We start from the raw sequence: 17,235 nt of genomic DNA on the forward strand, positions 1-17,235 counted from the left end.
ATTAAGCGGATGCCTGCATCGCTAAATTAAAACGAAATTCACTGCCTTTTCCTAAGGTACTTTTTACGTTTATTTCACTATCCATTAGGTTGAGCAGTTGCTTGCAAATAGCAAGTCCCAAGCCTGTTGAGCCTCGTTTTATACTATTACGCGCCTGATAGTGAGGTTCGAAAATCGCATTGAGTTCATCCTCATGAATACCAACCCCGGTATCAGACACTGCCACGTATAACTGATCACTTTGCTGGCTAACTTTAACGGCTATTTCACCGCCATTTGGGGTGTGCCGAATGGCATTTTCGATTAAGTTTGTAAGCACCCGCTCTAATTTTGCAATATCTGCTGTCACGGTAAAATCGCAAATTTCGGGAATAACCTTGAGCGAAATCCCAGCTGATTGCGCTGTTAGAGCAAGCTTTGCCACACAATCATAAATCAACTCGCCCAAATTAAAGGTCTCGGATTGTATTTTCACTTGGCCGCACTCTAAATTAGCCAGCTCAAAAATTTGTTCAATCAGCTGTTTTAGTTGCTGGCAGTTATCCATTGCAAGGTTGAGATAATGACGTTGCTCGGGCTCGTTTAAGTGGCTATCCGGTTTATTGATCACCTCTAGAAAGCCGTGCAGTGAAGAGAGCGGCGTACGTAAATCGTGTGATAAATGAGTGAGTAACTCTCGGCGTTGCTTATCAGCGTGCTGTAATGACTGAAACTGCTCATCAATACGCGCCAGCATGGCATTGACGCCTTTGCTTAAATTGCCAATTTCATCATCAGCTGTATAGCTAGAGTCCAATGACATTTTGGTTAGGCTGTAGTTAGCCGCTTCTATTTTATTAAGCTCTTTATTGAGTTTTTTGAGCGGTAAGGTGAAAAACCGAAATAACAGCAACATCGCAATAAAGAGCGCAACTAAGGCGGCTACAAACCACATTGCGGCTAGCCAAAGGTTATCATTGGCTTTAATGTTTTTCAGGGTTGTATCGTAAGCTTGCCCGCCAATTATCACGTACAAATAGCCTTGCAGTTGTTGCTGATTATAAACTGGTGCGGTCGAAAAAATTTTTACGCCATCCTTGCTACGTGGATCGTCACCATAAATTGGCGTGGCAGTGGGGTTGTCGAGTAGCTGCTGTATTGGGCTTAAGTTTATTTGTTGCCTTACGACTTGCCCCGGTTTGGCTGAATAAGTCAGTAAATGACCTTCTGGGTCTACAAAATAAAACTCAAAAGCCGGACCAAGTATCATCAGCGTGTGAAATAAGTTTTCTAGTGCCTTATAGTCATACACACCTTGCTGGATCAGTGGGTTGTCGTGCACTAAATGCTCGGCTAGTTGGAGGTGCAAGTTTTGCTGAGCATGATGAACAGAGCTTTGTTCTAATTGCTTACTCCAATTTAAAACGAGTGCGCACAACAGGCTAAAAATAAGCACCAATGACCAAGCGAGTTTTTGATATAGCGTCATTGGTTTCATTAGCTTGCACTCAATTGACCGGGGTTTAGTTTATAGCCTACACCCCAAACTGTTTCGATAAAGTTGGCTGGGTGATGTTGCTCAAACTTACTGCGTAAACGGTTTATATGGGAATTAACCGTATGCTCGTAGCCGCTGTGTTGATAACCCCATACTTGGTCAAGTAACTGTTGGCGGCTAAAAACATGGTTTGGGTGTTTAGCAAAATAGACCAGTAAATCGAATTCGGTGGCGGTTAAGTTAATTGCTTGGTCAGCTAAAAATGCTTGGTGGCTGGCAAATTCAATGTGTAGTTCTCCAAGTTGAATTGCCGCTTGAGCGCTATCTTCATGATGTGATTGAGCTGCCATAAGTTGTGACCTATGCCGTAATTGTGTTTTTATTCGTGCTTGTAATTCTCTGGCGAAGAAAGGTTTGCAAATATAGTCATCAGCGCCCATTTCCAGACCAATCACTCTGTCCATATCGCTACTGAGTGCGGTCAGTAAAATAACGGCAATACTTGGGTAGTGCTCTTTAATTTTGCGGCATAAGCTCAAGCCATCCATTTGTGGCAGATTAATATCAAGCAGTACTAAGCCGTAACTTGAGCTGGCAAGCTTCTTTATTGCAGCTTCTGCGCTCGAGGCTTCATCAATATGTAAGTTTAGGCAGTGCAATTGTGTGCTGATAAGTTGGCGGATTGCTCTATCATCTTCGACGATTAATAATTTTTCTTGGCGCATGGCTCACTCCAAATCACAGAGGCACATCCTTATGACCTTCTGTGTAAGGAGTGCGATTATTATTGCGTCCGCGTTATCGTGATCCGAGCAACCGGGTTATCAAACTTATGCTGGCTGGTGAGCACTGAGTTTGTCAGGCCATCATCTTGACTAACCACACCTGGGTGCATTGCAACACGGTTAATATCGTCACGTATTTCGTTGTAGCCTTCGCCTGAGTCTGCAGGGCCTGGGATCGTGCCTTGCGCTTCAGAGTTAGCTTCGGTGCCTGCATCATAGGCAAAACTAGTACGAGACAGTGACTCATTAACCGCTAACGAAGACACGTCTATAGCATTAAGACCGGTAAACGCATCATTTGTATTCACCAACATGGTCGCTAAGCTAATTTTTAATGAATCAAGCTCTCCCGTTGTCAGGGTCAGCGTGACTTGCTCCCCTGGTGGTAATGGGCTTTCTGCTGAAGCTGCTTGCATTGTCATTTCTGCTGCGAGTAGCTCGCTGTTATTGCCGCCTTCAGCCACAATTTCAAGTGCTTCAGATGCTGGCTCGCCAATTTTCCAAAGCATGCCATCGGTGTGAGCAATCACAGCAACAGGGGAGAAAGGTTGAGCAGCGGTGAGATTGACTACCTCCACCATAAATTGATGATTTGTTGCCATCTCACCCATTTCCATTGTCATTTCTTCCAGCGCTTCATCCATGTTGTCTGATGATTTATCTGAATCCCCACAGGCCGCAAGGCCGGCACTCAATGCGAGGATAATTAAGCTTTTTGAAAAGCGCATAATAACCTCCTATTTAACCGTAACTGTTAGCATCGCAACTGGGTTTAACCATCTGTGTACGGTGTTATCGAGGTCACTCATACCTGCTTCTAAATCGTCGTCACCTAAATTACCCGGATGAATATGCACCATCATATTGGTTTCGTTACTGGTGACGCCGCTGCCATTCATACCCGCATTACCACCAGGTGCGGCAGGAATGCCTGGCGTGCCCGGCATTCCTGAACCCTCAACAATAAGCTCATCATTGGCTTCGGTTCCTGCATCATAGGCATTGAGATAAACAGTGTAGGTACCAGCTTCGGTTGGGATCATCCAACTATCTAAACCTACAAAGCCATCATTGGTAGGCAGTAGCATGGCTGTTAGAGATAAGTAGTTATTGCCATCCTTGGTGGACAAGCTCGCCATCGTTGAGCTTGCTGGGGCTAATAAACCTTCAGCTGGGTTGGCAACCATGTCGCTGTTTGCGGCTGTGGCTTCAGTCATTAATGGCTCGAGATTGCCACCTTCAGCCATAGTCTGTAGGGCTGTAGAAGCAGGCATAGCAACGCTGAAAAGTTTGCCATCACTGTTATGGGCAGTAATGAGAATAGGGGTAAAGTGTAAACCTTGCGTGAGGTTAGTTAGTTTTATATCAAGCTCAGCAGCTTGGCTTGCAAGGCTAGTTACTGCGCATGCAGCGAATAAAGTTAAAGGTAAAGCTTTCATGTGAGATTCCTGTTTTTGATGATTCAAAACCAGTATCGAATAGCAATATCCAGAAACCCTCACGAAGTTATCACATTTTTATCACAACGTTGATTACAGCCTTTTTTGCTGGTTGAGAGTTTTAAATTTAACCAATTTAACTAGGGTAAAAGGTCATTACGGTTTATAGTAGAGATACAAACAGACCCATAACAAGGAATTTAAAATGGATGATAATCAAAAAGTTGAAATAATTGTGGCAGATAAAGAGCAGCGCACATGGGCAATGTTTTGTCACTTAAGTGCCTTAGCTGGCTTGCTTTTCCCGTTTGGTTCGGTGATTGGGCCCTTGATTGTTTGGCTTGTAAAAAAAGAAGAAATGCCACTTGTTGCTGAGCATGGCCGCAAATCACTAAACTTTCAATTAACCATGATGATTGCTTACATTGTGTGCTTTATGCTGATGTTTGTTGTCGTTGGAGTCATCCTGCTGCCATTAGTAGCGCTATTCTCATTGATTATGGTGGTCGTATCGGCGATTAAAGCCAACGATGGTAAAGAAGTTAAATATCCAATGGCGATAGAATTTATAAAGTAAACTAATTGCCATATACTAAAAGCTCAGCCATTTGCTGAGCTTTTTTATGTGATGTTTATGGCCTACTTATCGTTATTTTTCAGCGCGTTTATTTCCGCAACCTTATTACCTAGCTCTTCAGAATTAGTAATGACAGCTATGATAGCCAGTGGTGACTATCTACTTTGGTTGTTATGGTTAAGTGCAACTGTAGGCAATGTGCTTGGGAGTTGTGTGAATTATTGGCTGGGCACGCAGGTTATGCGATTTAAAGACCGTAAATGGTTTCCTGTTTCACAAAACTCGATAGACAAAGCCGAACAGCAATTTAATAAGTACGGTGTTTACAGTTTGTTGTTTGCTTGGCTGCCTATTATCGGCGACCCTTTAACGGTTGTTGGCGGAATTTTTAGGGTTAAGTTTTCAATCTTTTTGTTACTCGTGACCCTAGGCAAAGGCGCACGTTATTTAGCTGTGCTTGCCTTTGCTCTTGGACTTGATAAATTATTTTAACCTTTTAGCCAATCAAGGGTCAGCGATACTGAATCTGCAAAGCGCAGCGCATGAGGTTTATCGACGCGTACTTTGGCATAGTGAACACTTTGATGCTGGTGGCAAATTGCTAAAATTTCAGCAACCAGTTTTTCTAACAGCAAAAAGTGGCCTTCTTCGACAAGGCTGATCACTTCTTTAGTAATGGTCTTGTAGTTTAGTGCTTTATCGACTGCGTCAGTTTCACAAGCTTGATCAGCTGGGTAATGAATTTCTAAATTAATCACTACATCTTGTTTTTTCTCACGTTCCTCAGGGTTAAAACCAATAAATGTTCTTAGCCTGAGGTTAGTGACATTAATAATTGCGTTGGCCATCATTACCCTCTAACTAGTTGTAAGAACTCGTTACGGGTTTTTGGATCGGCTCTGAAATTACCTAACATAACCGATGTACGCATACTTGAGTTTTGCTTTTCAACGCCGCGCATCATCATACACATGTGTTTTGCTTCAACGATTACGCCAACACCTTTCGCGCCAGTTACTTCTTCAACTGCTTTAGCAATTTGATGGGTTAATTGCTCTTGAATTTGAAAACGACGTGCGAACATGTCAACAATTCGCGCAAACTTAGATAAACCAAGTACTTTGCCATCAGGAATATAAGCGATATGGCAGCGGCCAACAAATGGCAGCAAGTGGTGCTCACACATAGAGTAAAGCTCAATGTCTTGGATCAATACCATGTCATCGGCATCTGAAGTGAATACCGCATTGTTGGTGATTTCATCTAATGTTTGACGATAGCCTTTAGTCAGATACTCCATCGCTTTTGCTGCGCGTTTTGGTGTGTCGAGTAATCCTTCACGAGCAGGATCTTCACCTACTGCGGTAATTATTTGTTGGTAACTATTTTTTAAATCATCGTGCATAGCTTTCTCAGTAATTCGTTATTTTAAATGTCTGCCACCATCAACAGGCATAGAACGACCTGTGATGTAGTGACTGCTTAGTAATAGTTCTACGCTGTTAATAATCTCGGCGCAGCCGGGCTCAATGCCCATTAGCGATTTCTTTAATGTTTTGGCTTTGTATTCGGCGCTATCGTGTTCATTAAAAATAATTAACGAAGGGGCGATAGCATTCACTTTAATGTCTGGTGCAAATTTAGCGGCAAACGACTTGGTTAAATTATCAAGCGCCGCTTTACTTGCTGCATAAGCAAGGTGCTTAGGGCTGCCTTTTTCAACTACGTAATCGGTTAAGTGAATAATATCTGCGGCTTTACCACTGTTTTGCTGATAATGCAGTAACAAATCAGAAGCTGCTAAATTAATTAAATAGGGCGCTTTGGCGTGGATACGCATCATGTTATCGAATAGGTCTGCGTAGTCGTGGTTATTTGCTTCGCAATCCCAGCTAGACGCATTATGGATAATTGCCTTGAGCTGGTTGGTATGGGTTTTTAATTCTTCGATAAAATGCCCGATAGCTTGGTCACTATTAAAATCAGCATGGATGCAAATAGCGCCTTTACCTGCAAGCACATCAATTGCTTCATGGCGGGTACGGTAAGTGACTATGATTTCTTGCCCTTGCGCTAAAAAGTGCTCGGCCAGAGCGAGTCCAATACGTTGGCCTGCGCCAGTAATTAAAATGGGCGATGACATAAACTAATATAAAACCTTAGATTTTTGATTTGAAATGTAATGTATTTAACTGTAACAACTATAAACCAAATTACAGAACTATTTCATCTTTACTGCAATCATGTTGCTAACTTTTACGTCAAGCATAGCGCTCTAGATCATTTAGCGCGGCCGATAATGAGTGATTGAAGTTTTTGAATATTGCTAAGGGACTTTACGAGGAAGGAAAAAGGGCAATTATTATTGCCCTTTTAGTGTTTTAACCGTTTTTAAAGCTCGTCGTATACCGTTGGGATCGCTTGGCGCTTATGTTGAGTACGTAAGTAAATTGCTGTTAGCTTTTCTTCGACTTCATTGCTGACTTCTTTACCTTCTAAGAAATCATCAATTTGATCGTAAGTGAGGCCAAGCGCTTCTTCGTCAGTTAGACCTGGGCGATCACACTCTAAGTCGGCCGTTGGGGCTTTATGTACAAGGACAGCTGGCGCTCCCAAGTGCTCAGCAAGCGCACGAACTTGACGCTTTGATAAGCCAAATAAAGGTGCCAGGTCACATGCTCCGTCACCAAATTTTGTGTAGAAGCCAGTGATGTTTTCAGCACTGTGATCGGTACCAACAACTAAGCCTTGGCTGAAACCGGCAATTTCATACTGCGCAACCATGCGTTGGCGCGCTTTTACATTGCCTTTGATAAAGTCGATTTTAGCTTGCTCTGGTAATTCAGCACCACCACCAACAACTGCCGCCATTGCTTGTTCATGCATGCCATCGACAGCCGCTTTAATGTTAACCGTCATACGTTTACTAGGTTGAATAAAATCTACGGCTAGTTGTGCTTCGTCTTCATCTGCTTGTACGCCGTAAGGTAAGCGCACAGCAATAAATTGATATTCGTTGGTGTTATGTTCTTGATTTAATTCATCAACCGCTAATTGGCATAAACGGCCACAGGTTGATGAGTCAACACCGCCACTGATCCCTAATACAAGTGAGCGAGAGTGCGCAGCAATAAGTCGGCTTTTAAGAAAGTTAACACGACGGGTGATTTCCGCTTTTACATCAATAGTTGGTTGGACTTTCATTTCCGCCAGAATGTCGGCACGCATGGTAGAGCTCCTATTTTTCGTTGTGGTTGTCAGCGTCTTGTACATTATGTTACGGGCGCGGTTTTTATTAAAGACCTAAATGCGCTTTTATTGCGTTAATTTGTTGCTTAAGTTCTTCGATTTCGCTTCGTAATTGCTGCACTTCACTACTATTATCCTGCATTGGCTCATTAGCAGCCATGTCCTCAGTAATGCTGTCTGGGTCAACAAATAAGTGCATGTAGCGGCTCTCTCGTTTGCCGGGCTCTCGTGCTAAGCGTGCCACATGTTCTTGTGCAATGAGTGCGTTTAATGCGGCTTCGACTTCATTGACGTTACTGAACTCAGCGAGGCGGTTGCTGCGTGTTCTCAACTCGCCTGGTGTTTGCGGGCCACGTAACAGTAACAAACAAATAATGGCGCGTTGCTGCTCAGTAAACTGCAAACTGCCAAATTCGGTATTACAAAAGCGGTGAGCATATTTATTTACACGCCCTGACAGCCCTTCATCAACCGTCACTAAGCGTGATGCAATAAGCTCATCGAGGGTATCTTGTACTTGCGCTTCAGTTAAAGACAATACAGGTTCACGGTTCGACTTTTGATTACATGCATTAGTCAGTGAATTTAAAGATAACGGGTAATGTTCGGGTGTTGTACTTTGCTTTTCGAGTAAACAGCCAATAACACGTTGTTGAATTGATGATAATTGCATGGTTTTACTCTCTTTTTATTCTTCAGTGCTTAGCCACACTGTTAACTTTTTATTGAGCGAGTCAAATTTAAGGGGTTTGGTGACATAGTCGTTCATACCTGCGTTTAAACAACGTTCTTTGTCACCTTGCATCGCATTTGCAGTGAGTGCGACGATATTAACCCCCTGATGAGCTGCGCCTGCTTCACCTGCCCGAATGGCTCGCGTTGCTTGGTAACCATCCATTTCTGGCATTTGGCAATCCATTAACACTAATTGGTAGGGGCTTTGCTCGCGGCTTGAAAGCTTTGCAATCGCTTCAAGGCCATTTTCAGCGATATCAAAACTAATGCCTGCTTGTTTTAGCAACGAACCTGCCACCATCTGATTCACTTTATTATCTTCAACCAGTAAGACTTGCGATTCAGCGCTATCGCTACTGGTCACGACCTTAGTTATTAAGGTTTCTTTATTAACCTGCTGCTGTTCAATGTACTTGTCGTTTGCCAGAGAATTAAATAAATCAGACTGCGTTAATGGTTTAAAGATAATACTCTCAACTTTTAATGTTTGTCTCGTTTGTTTTTCAGTAAGACTCATTGGGGCCATCAAAATCCGTTTACAGCTGGTGGCATTAAAGTATTTTAAGAATGATTGTTGGTGCTCTTTTGTTGCGCTGCTATAAAAAAGATAATCCACTAAAATTGCATCGCAGCCATTATCGGTTGGCATTGCAGCACGATTGAGTAAGCTTGGCATATCACTATAGGTCTCGACCTCTGCTCCCCATAGCTGCAATTGTTTTTTGGCAATATTGCTACTGAGCTTACAATTATCAGCAATTAAAATATGCTTTTTATCTATAATGTGGCTTGGCTCTGGCGCTTGCTTTGTATGATCACGTTTAACTTTTACAGTAAAATTAAAGGTGCTGCCTTCCCCGTACGAACTAACCACACTGACATCACCATCCATTAACTGACACAGCTGTTTTACTATTGCAAGGCCAAGCCCTGTACCGCCGTATTGGCGTGTAGTTGATGCATCCGCTTGCGTGAATGAGTCAAATAAAGTGGCTTGCTTTTCGGGCTTGATACCTACACCCGAATCAATAACAGAGCAGTTCAAGAACAATTCTTCGTTGTTTGTTTCGAGTTTGGCGATGACGATAATCTCACCATCTTTTGTGAATTTAACCGCATTGCTAACTAGGTTATTGATAATTTGCCTAATCCGGTTTGGGTCGCTAATGATAAAGCCGTGATTAAGGTGTGTGGTATCTAGCAGCAACTTGGTATTGTTTTGTTCTGCTTTAATGGCAAACGATTCGATAGTATCGCCAAGTAGTTTTGATACATTAAAGCTAACATTTTCAATATCGAGCTTACCGGCCTCAATTTTAGAGAAATCTAAAATATCGTTAATGATATGCAATAGTGATTCAGCCGATGATTGCGCCAAATCTATATGGTGGTTTTGCTGGGTGTCTAGTTTGGTTTGTTTGATGATATTGAGCATCCCGATCACGCCATTCATAGGGGTGCGGATCTCATGACTCATGCTTGCTAAAAATTCACTTTTGGCTTTTACTGCTTGTTCAGCAGCTTCTTTTGCTTGAACGAGTTGTTGTTCGGTCTCTATACGGCGCTGACTTGCGTGTAAACTACCAATGAGTGCCGCAACTGCGATTAAAAAGCTTTCTTCATTTTTACTCCAATGTCTGCGGTTATGACATTTTTCGGCGCACACAACCCCCATTGTTTTGCTACCTGTGGGGATTATCACAGTCAGCATTGAGCGTATATTAAACCAATCAAGATAGTTGCTACGTAGGTCACTAGTCAGTGGATGTTGCTGTGCATCACTGGCATTAATTACAGCGTGATTGTTAATAGCATCAAAATAATTTTGAAATTCAAACTGCTGGAGTGAAATCGGCTCACTAAATTCAGGCTGACTTTGGTCGTGAATAGCAAAGGTATTGAGCGATTGGCGATCGTCACTAAATAGCCAAATACTAGCGCGATCAATATCAAAAGCGTGACAAATTGCTTGCACAATAACATGTTTAGATAAGTTAAGGTTACCCGTCAGTACCGCATCATTAACGGTAAGAGAGGCTAAAATCTCATTATGTAAGGCTATTTTGTTGTTTTCTAGCTCATCTCGCTTACGGGTATCAATATTTTGTAGTGAACCAAAAAGTTTTATACAACGGCCATTTTTATGCTCGGCTTCACCATGTAGCAGCACCCAAACTTCATCACCTTCAGCAGTTATGATTTGCACTTGAGTCTCAAAACTCTCACCATACTTGATTGCACGCTCGTTAAGGCGACGAATTTTATCCCGGCTTTCACCAGCCTTAAAAAGTGTAAAGTTAGCAGGCCACTCTGGCTGTACATTAAGAGGAAACTTAAAAATTTGCTTGGTCATATCAGACCAATAGACGGTTCTTGTCTCTAGATTAAAAGACCAAGCGCCGACTTTAGCAAGACTACTCATAGTTTCTAACATACGTTCGCTTTTGTACTGTCTTTCGACCATGCGTAAAAAGAATACAGAGGCGCCAGCAAATAAAATACAAAATAGAATAATGGCCAGTCTAAGCGGCCAAATAGCAGAACTTGGTGGCTGCCATCCAGATTTTGGTGTGGCGTACATCTGCCACTCACCACCTGGAAAGTTAATTCTAAAGCTCAAAGGGTTGGTATTGAGCACGTCTTGTGAACCGTAGAAAAAATCACCTTTAGCACCAAGGCCATTTCTGCCTTGCAGGGCAACATCATAATGCTGACTCAGTGCGATTAACCCCGAGTTTGTATAGATTTTATCTATATCGAGGACAACAGAGAGTAACCCCCAAAAAGTGAGCTCTGGTGGAGTGAATACGGGCATTCTTGCTATCAATGCTTGACCACCTTGCACCAACTCTAATGGGCCGGCCATAACAATACGGTTTTCATCCCGTGCTCTAATTGCGTCGTCACGCTGCGCTGGGTTTTCTAAAAAGTTGAGCCCAATAGATTTCTCATTACCCACAAGAGGATAAGTCATCTGAATAACCATATCCGGTGCTGCGCCGATGTTCCTAAGCTCTGAAGACGTTGAAAATAGGGGGCTGGCAATTTGCGTGAAGCGGGCTTGGTCTAAATTGGGTTCAGCCGCAACGGCAACCGCCAAGCCGCGTACAAGTTGAATGTTAGATATTAAGGTGGCTTCGAGCTCTGCACGATAGGCACTTACTTTTGCCAGCTCCTGTGCACGAAAAGCATCTTTCTCGCGGCTGTAATTAATTTGGTCGATTACAAGACCAATCACGATGATACAGGCAAGTGAAAACCAGAAGGCTAGCTTCAGTTTTTGTAGTTTTTTATTATCTGTTTCGGTCGCTAGCGGCATGAGAAATATCAGGTTTTATACTATTTACCTACTATAGACAATTTCTGTGGTAATTAACAATGAACAGCAAATCTATAAACCTAATTTCAATTATTTGTATCGCAACACTATTCTTTCACAAAACTCAGGTTAATATAGTGTTACTTTAGCGCAAGGATAATTGGCATGTTTAAGATAATCAAATGGTTACTAATAGGTTTGTTCGTTGTGGTGTTACTCGCAACGGGGCTTGTTTATGGCGTATTAAACTTAAGTTTACCGGCACTTGATGGTCGCGGTAAAAGCGACGCTATTTCGCAATCAGTTAAGATTGAGCGAGATACCTTAGGACAGGCTGTTATTCATGCCGAAAACCGATTAGATGCAGCCTATGCGCTTGGTTTTGCTCATGGTCAGGACCGATTCTTTCAAATGGATTTACTGCGCCGTAATGCTGCAGGTGAGCTTAGTGAGTTATTTGGTAAAGCTGCCGTTGGGCTTGATAAAAAAATGCGCTTTCATCAGTTACGTAAACGCAGTCAGATTGCTGTCGAGCAGTTACCTGCTAAAGATAAAGCGCTATTAAAAGCCTACGCGAATGGGGTTAATGAAGGCCATGCGCAAGTGGGTTTCGATAGCTTTGAATATTTACTCACAGGCGCTGAAGCAAAACCTTGGCAAAGCGAAGACAGCTTACTAATCATTTTTAGTATGTATTTAGATTTACAAACAGCCACCTTTGAGCGCGACAAAACACTGATCGAAATCGAAGATTTATATGGTAAGGCGATGGTAGACTTTATTACTCAGCCTAGCCTTTATCAAGCGGCACTCGACAACAGCCAATTAGCACCTTATGACGGCAGTATTCCTAATCTCAAAGACCCTCAATGGGCTATGACTGACATTGCAGACCGAAAGGAACTTGGCAGTAATAACTGGGCGGTTACTGGGCAGTTAACTGAAACAGGTGCTGCAATGCTGTCTGACGATATGCATTTATCGTTTGCTGTGCCAATCATTTGGTACCGTGCCCAGCTTAATTACCCTCTCAATGGCGAAATGCAACAAATCACCGGTGTGTCATTACCAGGGGCTCCTGCCATTGTTGTTGGTACCAATAATAAAATAGCTTGGGGATTCACCAATGGTTATTTAGATACAGCCGATTGGATAGCCCTTGAGAGCAAAGAGAAAACCTGGCAGATAGATGAACCTATTTTACTCAATGACGGTAACAGCGAAAATTACGCTTTAACCATGAGCGAGTATGGCCCAGTTAAAGAAATTAATGGCAAATCTTATGCGCTAAGTTGGGTTGCCCACCATGAGTATGCGGTTGATATGGAGTTACTTAAGCTTGAGCAAGCAAACACGGTTGATGATGCACTAGCGCTTGCTGCTGAGGTGGGTATTCCTGTACAAAATCTGATGGTTGTTGATGATAAAGGTAATGCAGCTTGGAAGAATATGGGAGCCGTGCCTGCCCGTAAAGAGCCCCATCAATTATCTGTGGCTGAGCAAGCGTATCCTGCACAGTGGCACGAAAACGAAACCCAGCGTCCATTTGTTAAAAACCCAGAAAGTGGCCGTTTATGGACGGGCAACTCACGAGTTGTTTCCGCAGAGGATGACCAGCGCTTTGGTAATGGTGGTTATGCAATGGGGGCTCGCTCGGCACAAATTCGCGACCGCTTATTTGAAAAACAACAGTTCAACGAACAAGATTTTTATGACTTACAACATGATAACGAAGCGCGTTTCTTAACGGCTTGGCATAAACTGCTGGTCAAACAGCTTAGCAACGCAGGCGATAAATACGCGCTGTATTTAAAAGAGCTAAATAATTGGCAGGCGTGTGCTTGTAGCGACTCAATTGGCTACACCTTAGTAAAGCGCTACCGCAGTGAAGTGATTAACGGCTTATTTAGCCCGTTAGAGAATAAGCTAAAAGCTCTCGATAGTAGCTTAAAACCAGTAAAACGAGACTTAGAACCTGCTGTTTGGCAACTTATCGAAGCGCAGCCTCAGGCATGGTTAAACCCTGAGTATGCAAACTGGCAACAACAAATGATAGGAGCCTTTGACCGCGTTATCACTAAACTAACCGATCAATACGGTAACAACCCGCATAGCTGGGAGTGGGGCAAGGTTAACGAATTAGTGATTGAGCACCCATTTGCCAAGCAAATACCTGCACTGAAAAGCTTATTGAATATGCCTACGGAGCCTGGGTTTGGTGATACTTTTATGCCTTCGGTGCAAGGACGTAGCTTTGGTGCTTCACAGCGCTTTATTGTTCAACCTGGGCACTTAGATAAAGCGATAATGGCTATTCCGGGTGGGCAATCGGGGCATCCATTGTCAGAATTTTATCGTGCCGGGTTTAACGATTATGTTAGTAATGGTTTAACGCCATTATTGCCACAAGAGATTGCCCACAGTATCACTATCGATGCGGTTAATTAACCGCATCAGTATCTTTGAAAGCAGGGCGTTGACCTTTAGCAATGGTAGTTTGGTTGCGTCCTGCGTGCTTGCTTTTATACAGCGCTTCATCAGCGTGTTGTAGCATTTTTTCTATTGAAGCGAGCGGTTGCCATTCAATAAGCCCAAAACTCATAGTGACATTGAGATCGGGGAATTCATGATGCGCCTCTAGTTCGGCAATTCTTAAACGTAAGGTTTCAATTTTTGTAAAGGCCTGCTTTGCATCTGTATTAGTTAATAAAATTAAAAATTCTTCACCACCCCAGCGTACCGCTATATCTTCATCATCAATAAATTGGCGAATTAGCCTTGCAACATTAACGAGCACCGTATCACCTTTTTCATGGCCATAATTGTCGTTAATACTTTTAAACTTATCGATGTCTGCCATAACAATACAAAGACTGCTCTCAAGCTCTATGCTCTTTTGATGTGCAGCAGTGATTAATTTTTTTGCAAAACGGCGGTTGTAGAGCTTAGTGAGTGGATCTCGGGCTGCCATTTCTGTTAACTCAACCCGTTGTGACAAAGTGATTTCTCTGATTAGACCCATGCCATAGACCATAGGTAAACCGGCAATAATAATATTGATTACATTTACATGTGGTAGTAACTCTGGGTAAGCAAAGCCGTACTGAACATCTGAAAAAAATACATATAGCAGGGCGAATATCGCAATCATCACTAAGCTATATAAAGCTGCACGCTTAAAGGTTAATTGATAATCGATCATTAAAATACAAGATACAGTCCATAGGTAAAACTGGAACCCTGCGCCTAAGCCAAGGGTGGCGCAGACAATCACTGCATGAATAATTACTTCAAGACAAAATACTCTAAGAGCAAGCGAAGTCAGCCCTTGTTTAATTAAAAAGATGCCGCTTGCCCAAGCAAGCACACTCAAGATATTAACTAAAGCAAGCGTATTTGCCCCTATGTGAGCAAATACGGGGATCAGCAAGACATGAACAATCAACGCGAAATAGGCGATTTTAGAAATAATCAGAAATTTAACGTGTTCAATCTCTTCTAAGCCAGATTGCTTTGATTGTTTTAGTAAGTGTTTGATCAATCCAACCTCAAATACACATGGAGAGTAGCGTAATTATAGATGAAAAGTTGAGCAATGCAGGTTTATAATTGCTCGCTTTTGCTTTGTAAACGCATGTCACTGATGTTTATGAATGAAGCTAAGCGTTTGTTCACATCATGTTTGTTAAGCTTGGGGCTTGGCAGAGTGGGCATTTGATGCCACTCTAGTTAAAGCTAATCTAGAAACATGCTGAGCAATGTTTGCTGTGATTATTCTCTCGTGCCTAAAAAGGAGTAGCTATGCCGGCGGAAAAAACGCATTTAGAGATTTGTAATCTAACCAAAGAACAGTACCCACAAATAAAGACCCTTATGGATCAAGCGTACCCAGGGCTTGGTGGAGCTTGGCCAAGCCATACTATTTTTAGGCTAATAGACCAGTTTCCGGAAGGGCAAATAGGTATTGTTGACGATGGTGTCTTAGTCGGCATCGCCCTGAGTGTTCAGGTAGATTACGCGCGCTTTTCTAACCCACATACCTACGAAGATATTGTTGATGGCCATGACCGTGTATTTAGTGATCCTGAAGGTGATGCACTTTATGGTTTAGATGTGGTGATTTCATCAACTCACCGAGGTATGCGATTGGGTCGTCGCTTATACGATGCACGAAAAGAGCTGTGCCGTCAGTATAACTTACGCGCCATTCTAGCGGGTGGGCGTATTCCGCGTTATTACAATCACAGTGCAGAGATGACTCCGATGGAGTACATCGAAAAAGTAGACCACAAAGAGCTGTACGATCCGATTTTAAGCTTTCAGCTATCTAATGATTTCCAAGTTAAACGTTTACTTAAAAAATACCTTCCTGAAGATCAAGAATCAGTTGGTTACGCCACTTTACTTGAGTGGAATAACATTATGTTTGAGCCGACTGATACAGTACTTGAGTCGACCAAATCAATTGTCCGTGTCGGTGCCGTACAGTGGCAAATGCGCTGTGTTGAGTCTGTTGAAGAGCTGCTCAAGCAAGTGGAATACTTTGTTGATACGGTGTCTGACTATAAGAGTGACTTTATTCTGTTTCCGGAGTTTTTCAATGCCCCGTTAATGGGCCTCACCGAGCAAAGCAATCAAACTGAAGCCATTCGCTATCTGGCCGAATACACAGAAACCTTCCGTGATGCAATGTCGCGCATGGCGGTTGAATACAATGCCAATATTATCACAGGCTCCATGCCGCTTGCTGAAGATGACAAGATTTATAATGTCAGCTACCTATGCCATCGTAGCGGTAAAATCGATGAGCAGCGCAAAATTCATATTACGCCCCACGAGCAAAATGACTGGGTGATCCAAGGCGGTGATAAAATTGCTGTATTTGAAACCGATGCGGGTCGTGTCGGTATTCAAATTTGTTACGATGTAGAGTTCCCTGAGCTGTCACGTATTCTCGCTAAGCAAGGGTTAGATATTTTGTTCGTGCCATTTTGGACGGATACAAAAAATAGTTACTTACGTGTTCGTCATTGTGCGCAAGCACGTGCAATTGAAAATGAATGTTATGTTGTGATTGCAGGCTCGGTTGGTAACTTACCTGAGGTTGAGAGTTTAGACGTACAGTATTCGCAATCAGCAGTGCTTACTCCTTCTGATTTCTCATTCCCACATGATGCGACCTTGAATGAAGCAACACCGAATACCGAAATGCTGTTATTCAGTGATTTAGATATGGATAAACTGAAAATCCTTCACAGTGAAGGTACTGTTAGAAACTTAAAAGACCGCCGCGAAGATTTGTATGACGTGATCTTGAAAAAGCGAGATAACTAATGGCGTGGTTGTATTTAATTGTCGCAGGTCTGTTAGAAATTGGCTGGCCTGTTGGCCTTAAAATGTCTCAACAGGCAGACAGTCGCTGGTTAGGCATTGCAATTGCCGTCGCATTTATGGTCGCTAGTGGTTTTATGCTGTGGTTGGCGCAAAAGGATATTCCGATGGGAACATCTTATGCGGTATGGACAGGCATAGGAGCCGCGGGCACTTTCTTAGTTGGTATTTTATTTTATGGTGATGCCGCAACATTTGGCCGCATTGCCGGAGTATTGCTGATAATTAGCGGTGTAATAACGCTAAAAATTAGTCATTAAAAA

16 protein-coding genes are annotated in these 17,235 nt (G+C 42.7%); 5 read left to right on the forward strand and 11 right to left on the reverse strand.

Annotated features, from left to right (window positions below):
• Position 1 precedes the first annotated feature (1 nt).
• The 4 genes from VRK28_RS02160 to VRK28_RS02175 are packed head-to-tail and all read right to left on the reverse strand — an operon-like array spanning position 2 to position 3,701.
• Complete coding sequence (locus VRK28_RS02160) at positions 2-1,477, reverse strand: sensor histidine kinase (RefSeq protein ID WP_332393189.1); 1,476 nt, start codon at positions 1,475-1,477, stop codon at positions 2-4.
• Positions 1,477-2,202 (reverse strand): response regulator transcription factor, encoded by a 726-nt coding sequence (locus tag VRK28_RS02165; RefSeq protein WP_130166500.1) that lies wholly within the window; start codon positions 2,200-2,202, stop codon positions 1,477-1,479. The genes VRK28_RS02160 and VRK28_RS02165 overlap by 1 nt, the downstream gene beginning before the upstream one ends.
• A gap of 59 nt (positions 2,203-2,261) precedes the next feature.
• Positions 2,262-2,990, reverse strand: coding sequence for a spondin domain-containing protein (locus tag VRK28_RS02170; protein WP_332393190.1), 729 nt, complete (start codon positions 2,988-2,990; stop codon positions 2,262-2,264).
• A 9-nt stretch (positions 2,991-2,999) separates the two neighbouring features.
• The gene (locus VRK28_RS02175) at positions 3,000-3,701 is read right to left on the reverse strand and encodes a spondin domain-containing protein (RefSeq protein ID WP_332393191.1); all 702 of its coding nucleotides are present in this window, start codon (positions 3,699-3,701) and stop codon (positions 3,000-3,002) included.
• Positions 3,702-3,906: 205 nt separating this feature from the next.
• Between VRK28_RS02175 and VRK28_RS02180 the strand changes: the two genes are divergently transcribed.
• Positions 3,907-4,278 (forward strand): DUF4870 domain-containing protein, encoded by a 372-nt coding sequence (locus VRK28_RS02180; protein ID WP_054563699.1) that lies wholly within the window; start codon positions 3,907-3,909, stop codon positions 4,276-4,278.
• Positions 4,279-4,335: 57 nt separating this feature from the next.
• A complete protein-coding gene (locus VRK28_RS02185) occupies positions 4,336-4,770 on the forward strand; it encodes a YqaA family protein (protein WP_332393192.1) in 435 nt (144 codons plus the stop codon).
• Here the strand turns inward: VRK28_RS02185 and folX are convergent.
• The 6 genes from folX to VRK28_RS02215 form a co-directional block, all read right to left on the reverse strand.
• Entirely contained in the window at positions 4,767-5,126 is a 360-nt protein-coding gene (gene folX / locus VRK28_RS02190; RefSeq protein ID WP_063700626.1) for a dihydroneopterin triphosphate 2'-epimerase, read from the reverse strand. The genes VRK28_RS02185 and folX overlap by 4 nt on opposite strands.
• Before the next feature lie 2 nt (positions 5,127-5,128).
• Positions 5,129-5,683: a GTP cyclohydrolase I FolE gene (folE, locus tag VRK28_RS02195; RefSeq protein WP_055199245.1), complete on the reverse strand. Its 555-nt coding sequence runs from the start codon at positions 5,681-5,683 to the stop codon at positions 5,129-5,131.
• An 18-nt stretch (positions 5,684-5,701) separates the two neighbouring features.
• Complete coding sequence (folM, locus tag VRK28_RS02200; RefSeq protein WP_332393193.1) at positions 5,702-6,421, reverse strand: dihydromonapterin reductase; 720 nt, start codon at positions 6,419-6,421, stop codon at positions 5,702-5,704.
• 248 nt (positions 6,422-6,669) lie between these two features.
• The gene (gene nadE / locus VRK28_RS02205) at positions 6,670-7,506 is read right to left on the reverse strand and encodes an ammonia-dependent NAD(+) synthetase (RefSeq protein WP_054563697.1); all 837 of its coding nucleotides are present in this window, start codon (positions 7,504-7,506) and stop codon (positions 6,670-6,672) included.
• Between the two features lie 67 nt (positions 7,507-7,573).
• Complete coding sequence (locus tag VRK28_RS02210) at positions 7,574-8,200, reverse strand: YceH family protein (RefSeq protein WP_062566253.1); 627 nt, start codon at positions 8,198-8,200, stop codon at positions 7,574-7,576.
• 15 nt (positions 8,201-8,215) lie between these two features.
• The gene (locus VRK28_RS02215) at positions 8,216-11,581 is read right to left on the reverse strand and encodes an ATP-binding protein (protein ID WP_332393194.1); all 3,366 of its coding nucleotides are present in this window, start codon (positions 11,579-11,581) and stop codon (positions 8,216-8,218) included.
• A gap of 165 nt (positions 11,582-11,746) precedes the next feature.
• On the opposite strand from VRK28_RS02215, the gene VRK28_RS02220 reads away from it, so the two are divergent.
• Positions 11,747-14,029 carry a penicillin acylase family protein gene (locus VRK28_RS02220; RefSeq protein ID WP_332393195.1) on the forward strand — a complete coding sequence of 761 codons (2,283 nt, stop codon included), beginning with the start codon at positions 11,747-11,749 and terminating at the stop codon, positions 14,027-14,029.
• On the opposite strand, the gene VRK28_RS02225 is transcribed toward VRK28_RS02220, so the two are convergent.
• Entirely contained in the window at positions 14,022-15,122 is a 1,101-nt protein-coding gene (locus VRK28_RS02225) for a GGDEF domain-containing protein (protein ID WP_240701471.1), read from the reverse strand. The two genes, VRK28_RS02220 and VRK28_RS02225, sit on opposite strands and share 8 nt — an antisense overlap.
• Positions 15,123-15,382: 260 nt before the next feature.
• On the opposite strand from VRK28_RS02225, the gene VRK28_RS02230 reads away from it, so the two are divergent.
• Together VRK28_RS02230 and VRK28_RS02235 are read left to right on the forward strand one after the other, a co-directional pair.
• Positions 15,383-16,915: a carbon-nitrogen hydrolase family protein gene (locus VRK28_RS02230; RefSeq protein WP_058585386.1), complete on the forward strand. Its 1,533-nt coding sequence runs from the start codon at positions 15,383-15,385 to the stop codon at positions 16,913-16,915.
• On the forward strand, positions 16,915-17,232 hold the full coding sequence (locus VRK28_RS02235; RefSeq protein ID WP_054554646.1) for a DMT family transporter: 318 nt from the start codon (positions 16,915-16,917) through the stop codon (positions 17,230-17,232). Before VRK28_RS02230 ends, VRK28_RS02235 begins: the two co-directional genes overlap by 1 nt.
• Positions 17,233-17,235: the final 3 nt, after the last annotated feature.

The organism is Pseudoalteromonas sp. P80D2 (genome assembly GCF_036680945.1).
GTDB lineage: Bacteria > Pseudomonadota > Gammaproteobacteria > Enterobacterales > Alteromonadaceae > Pseudoalteromonas > Pseudoalteromonas shioyasakiensis.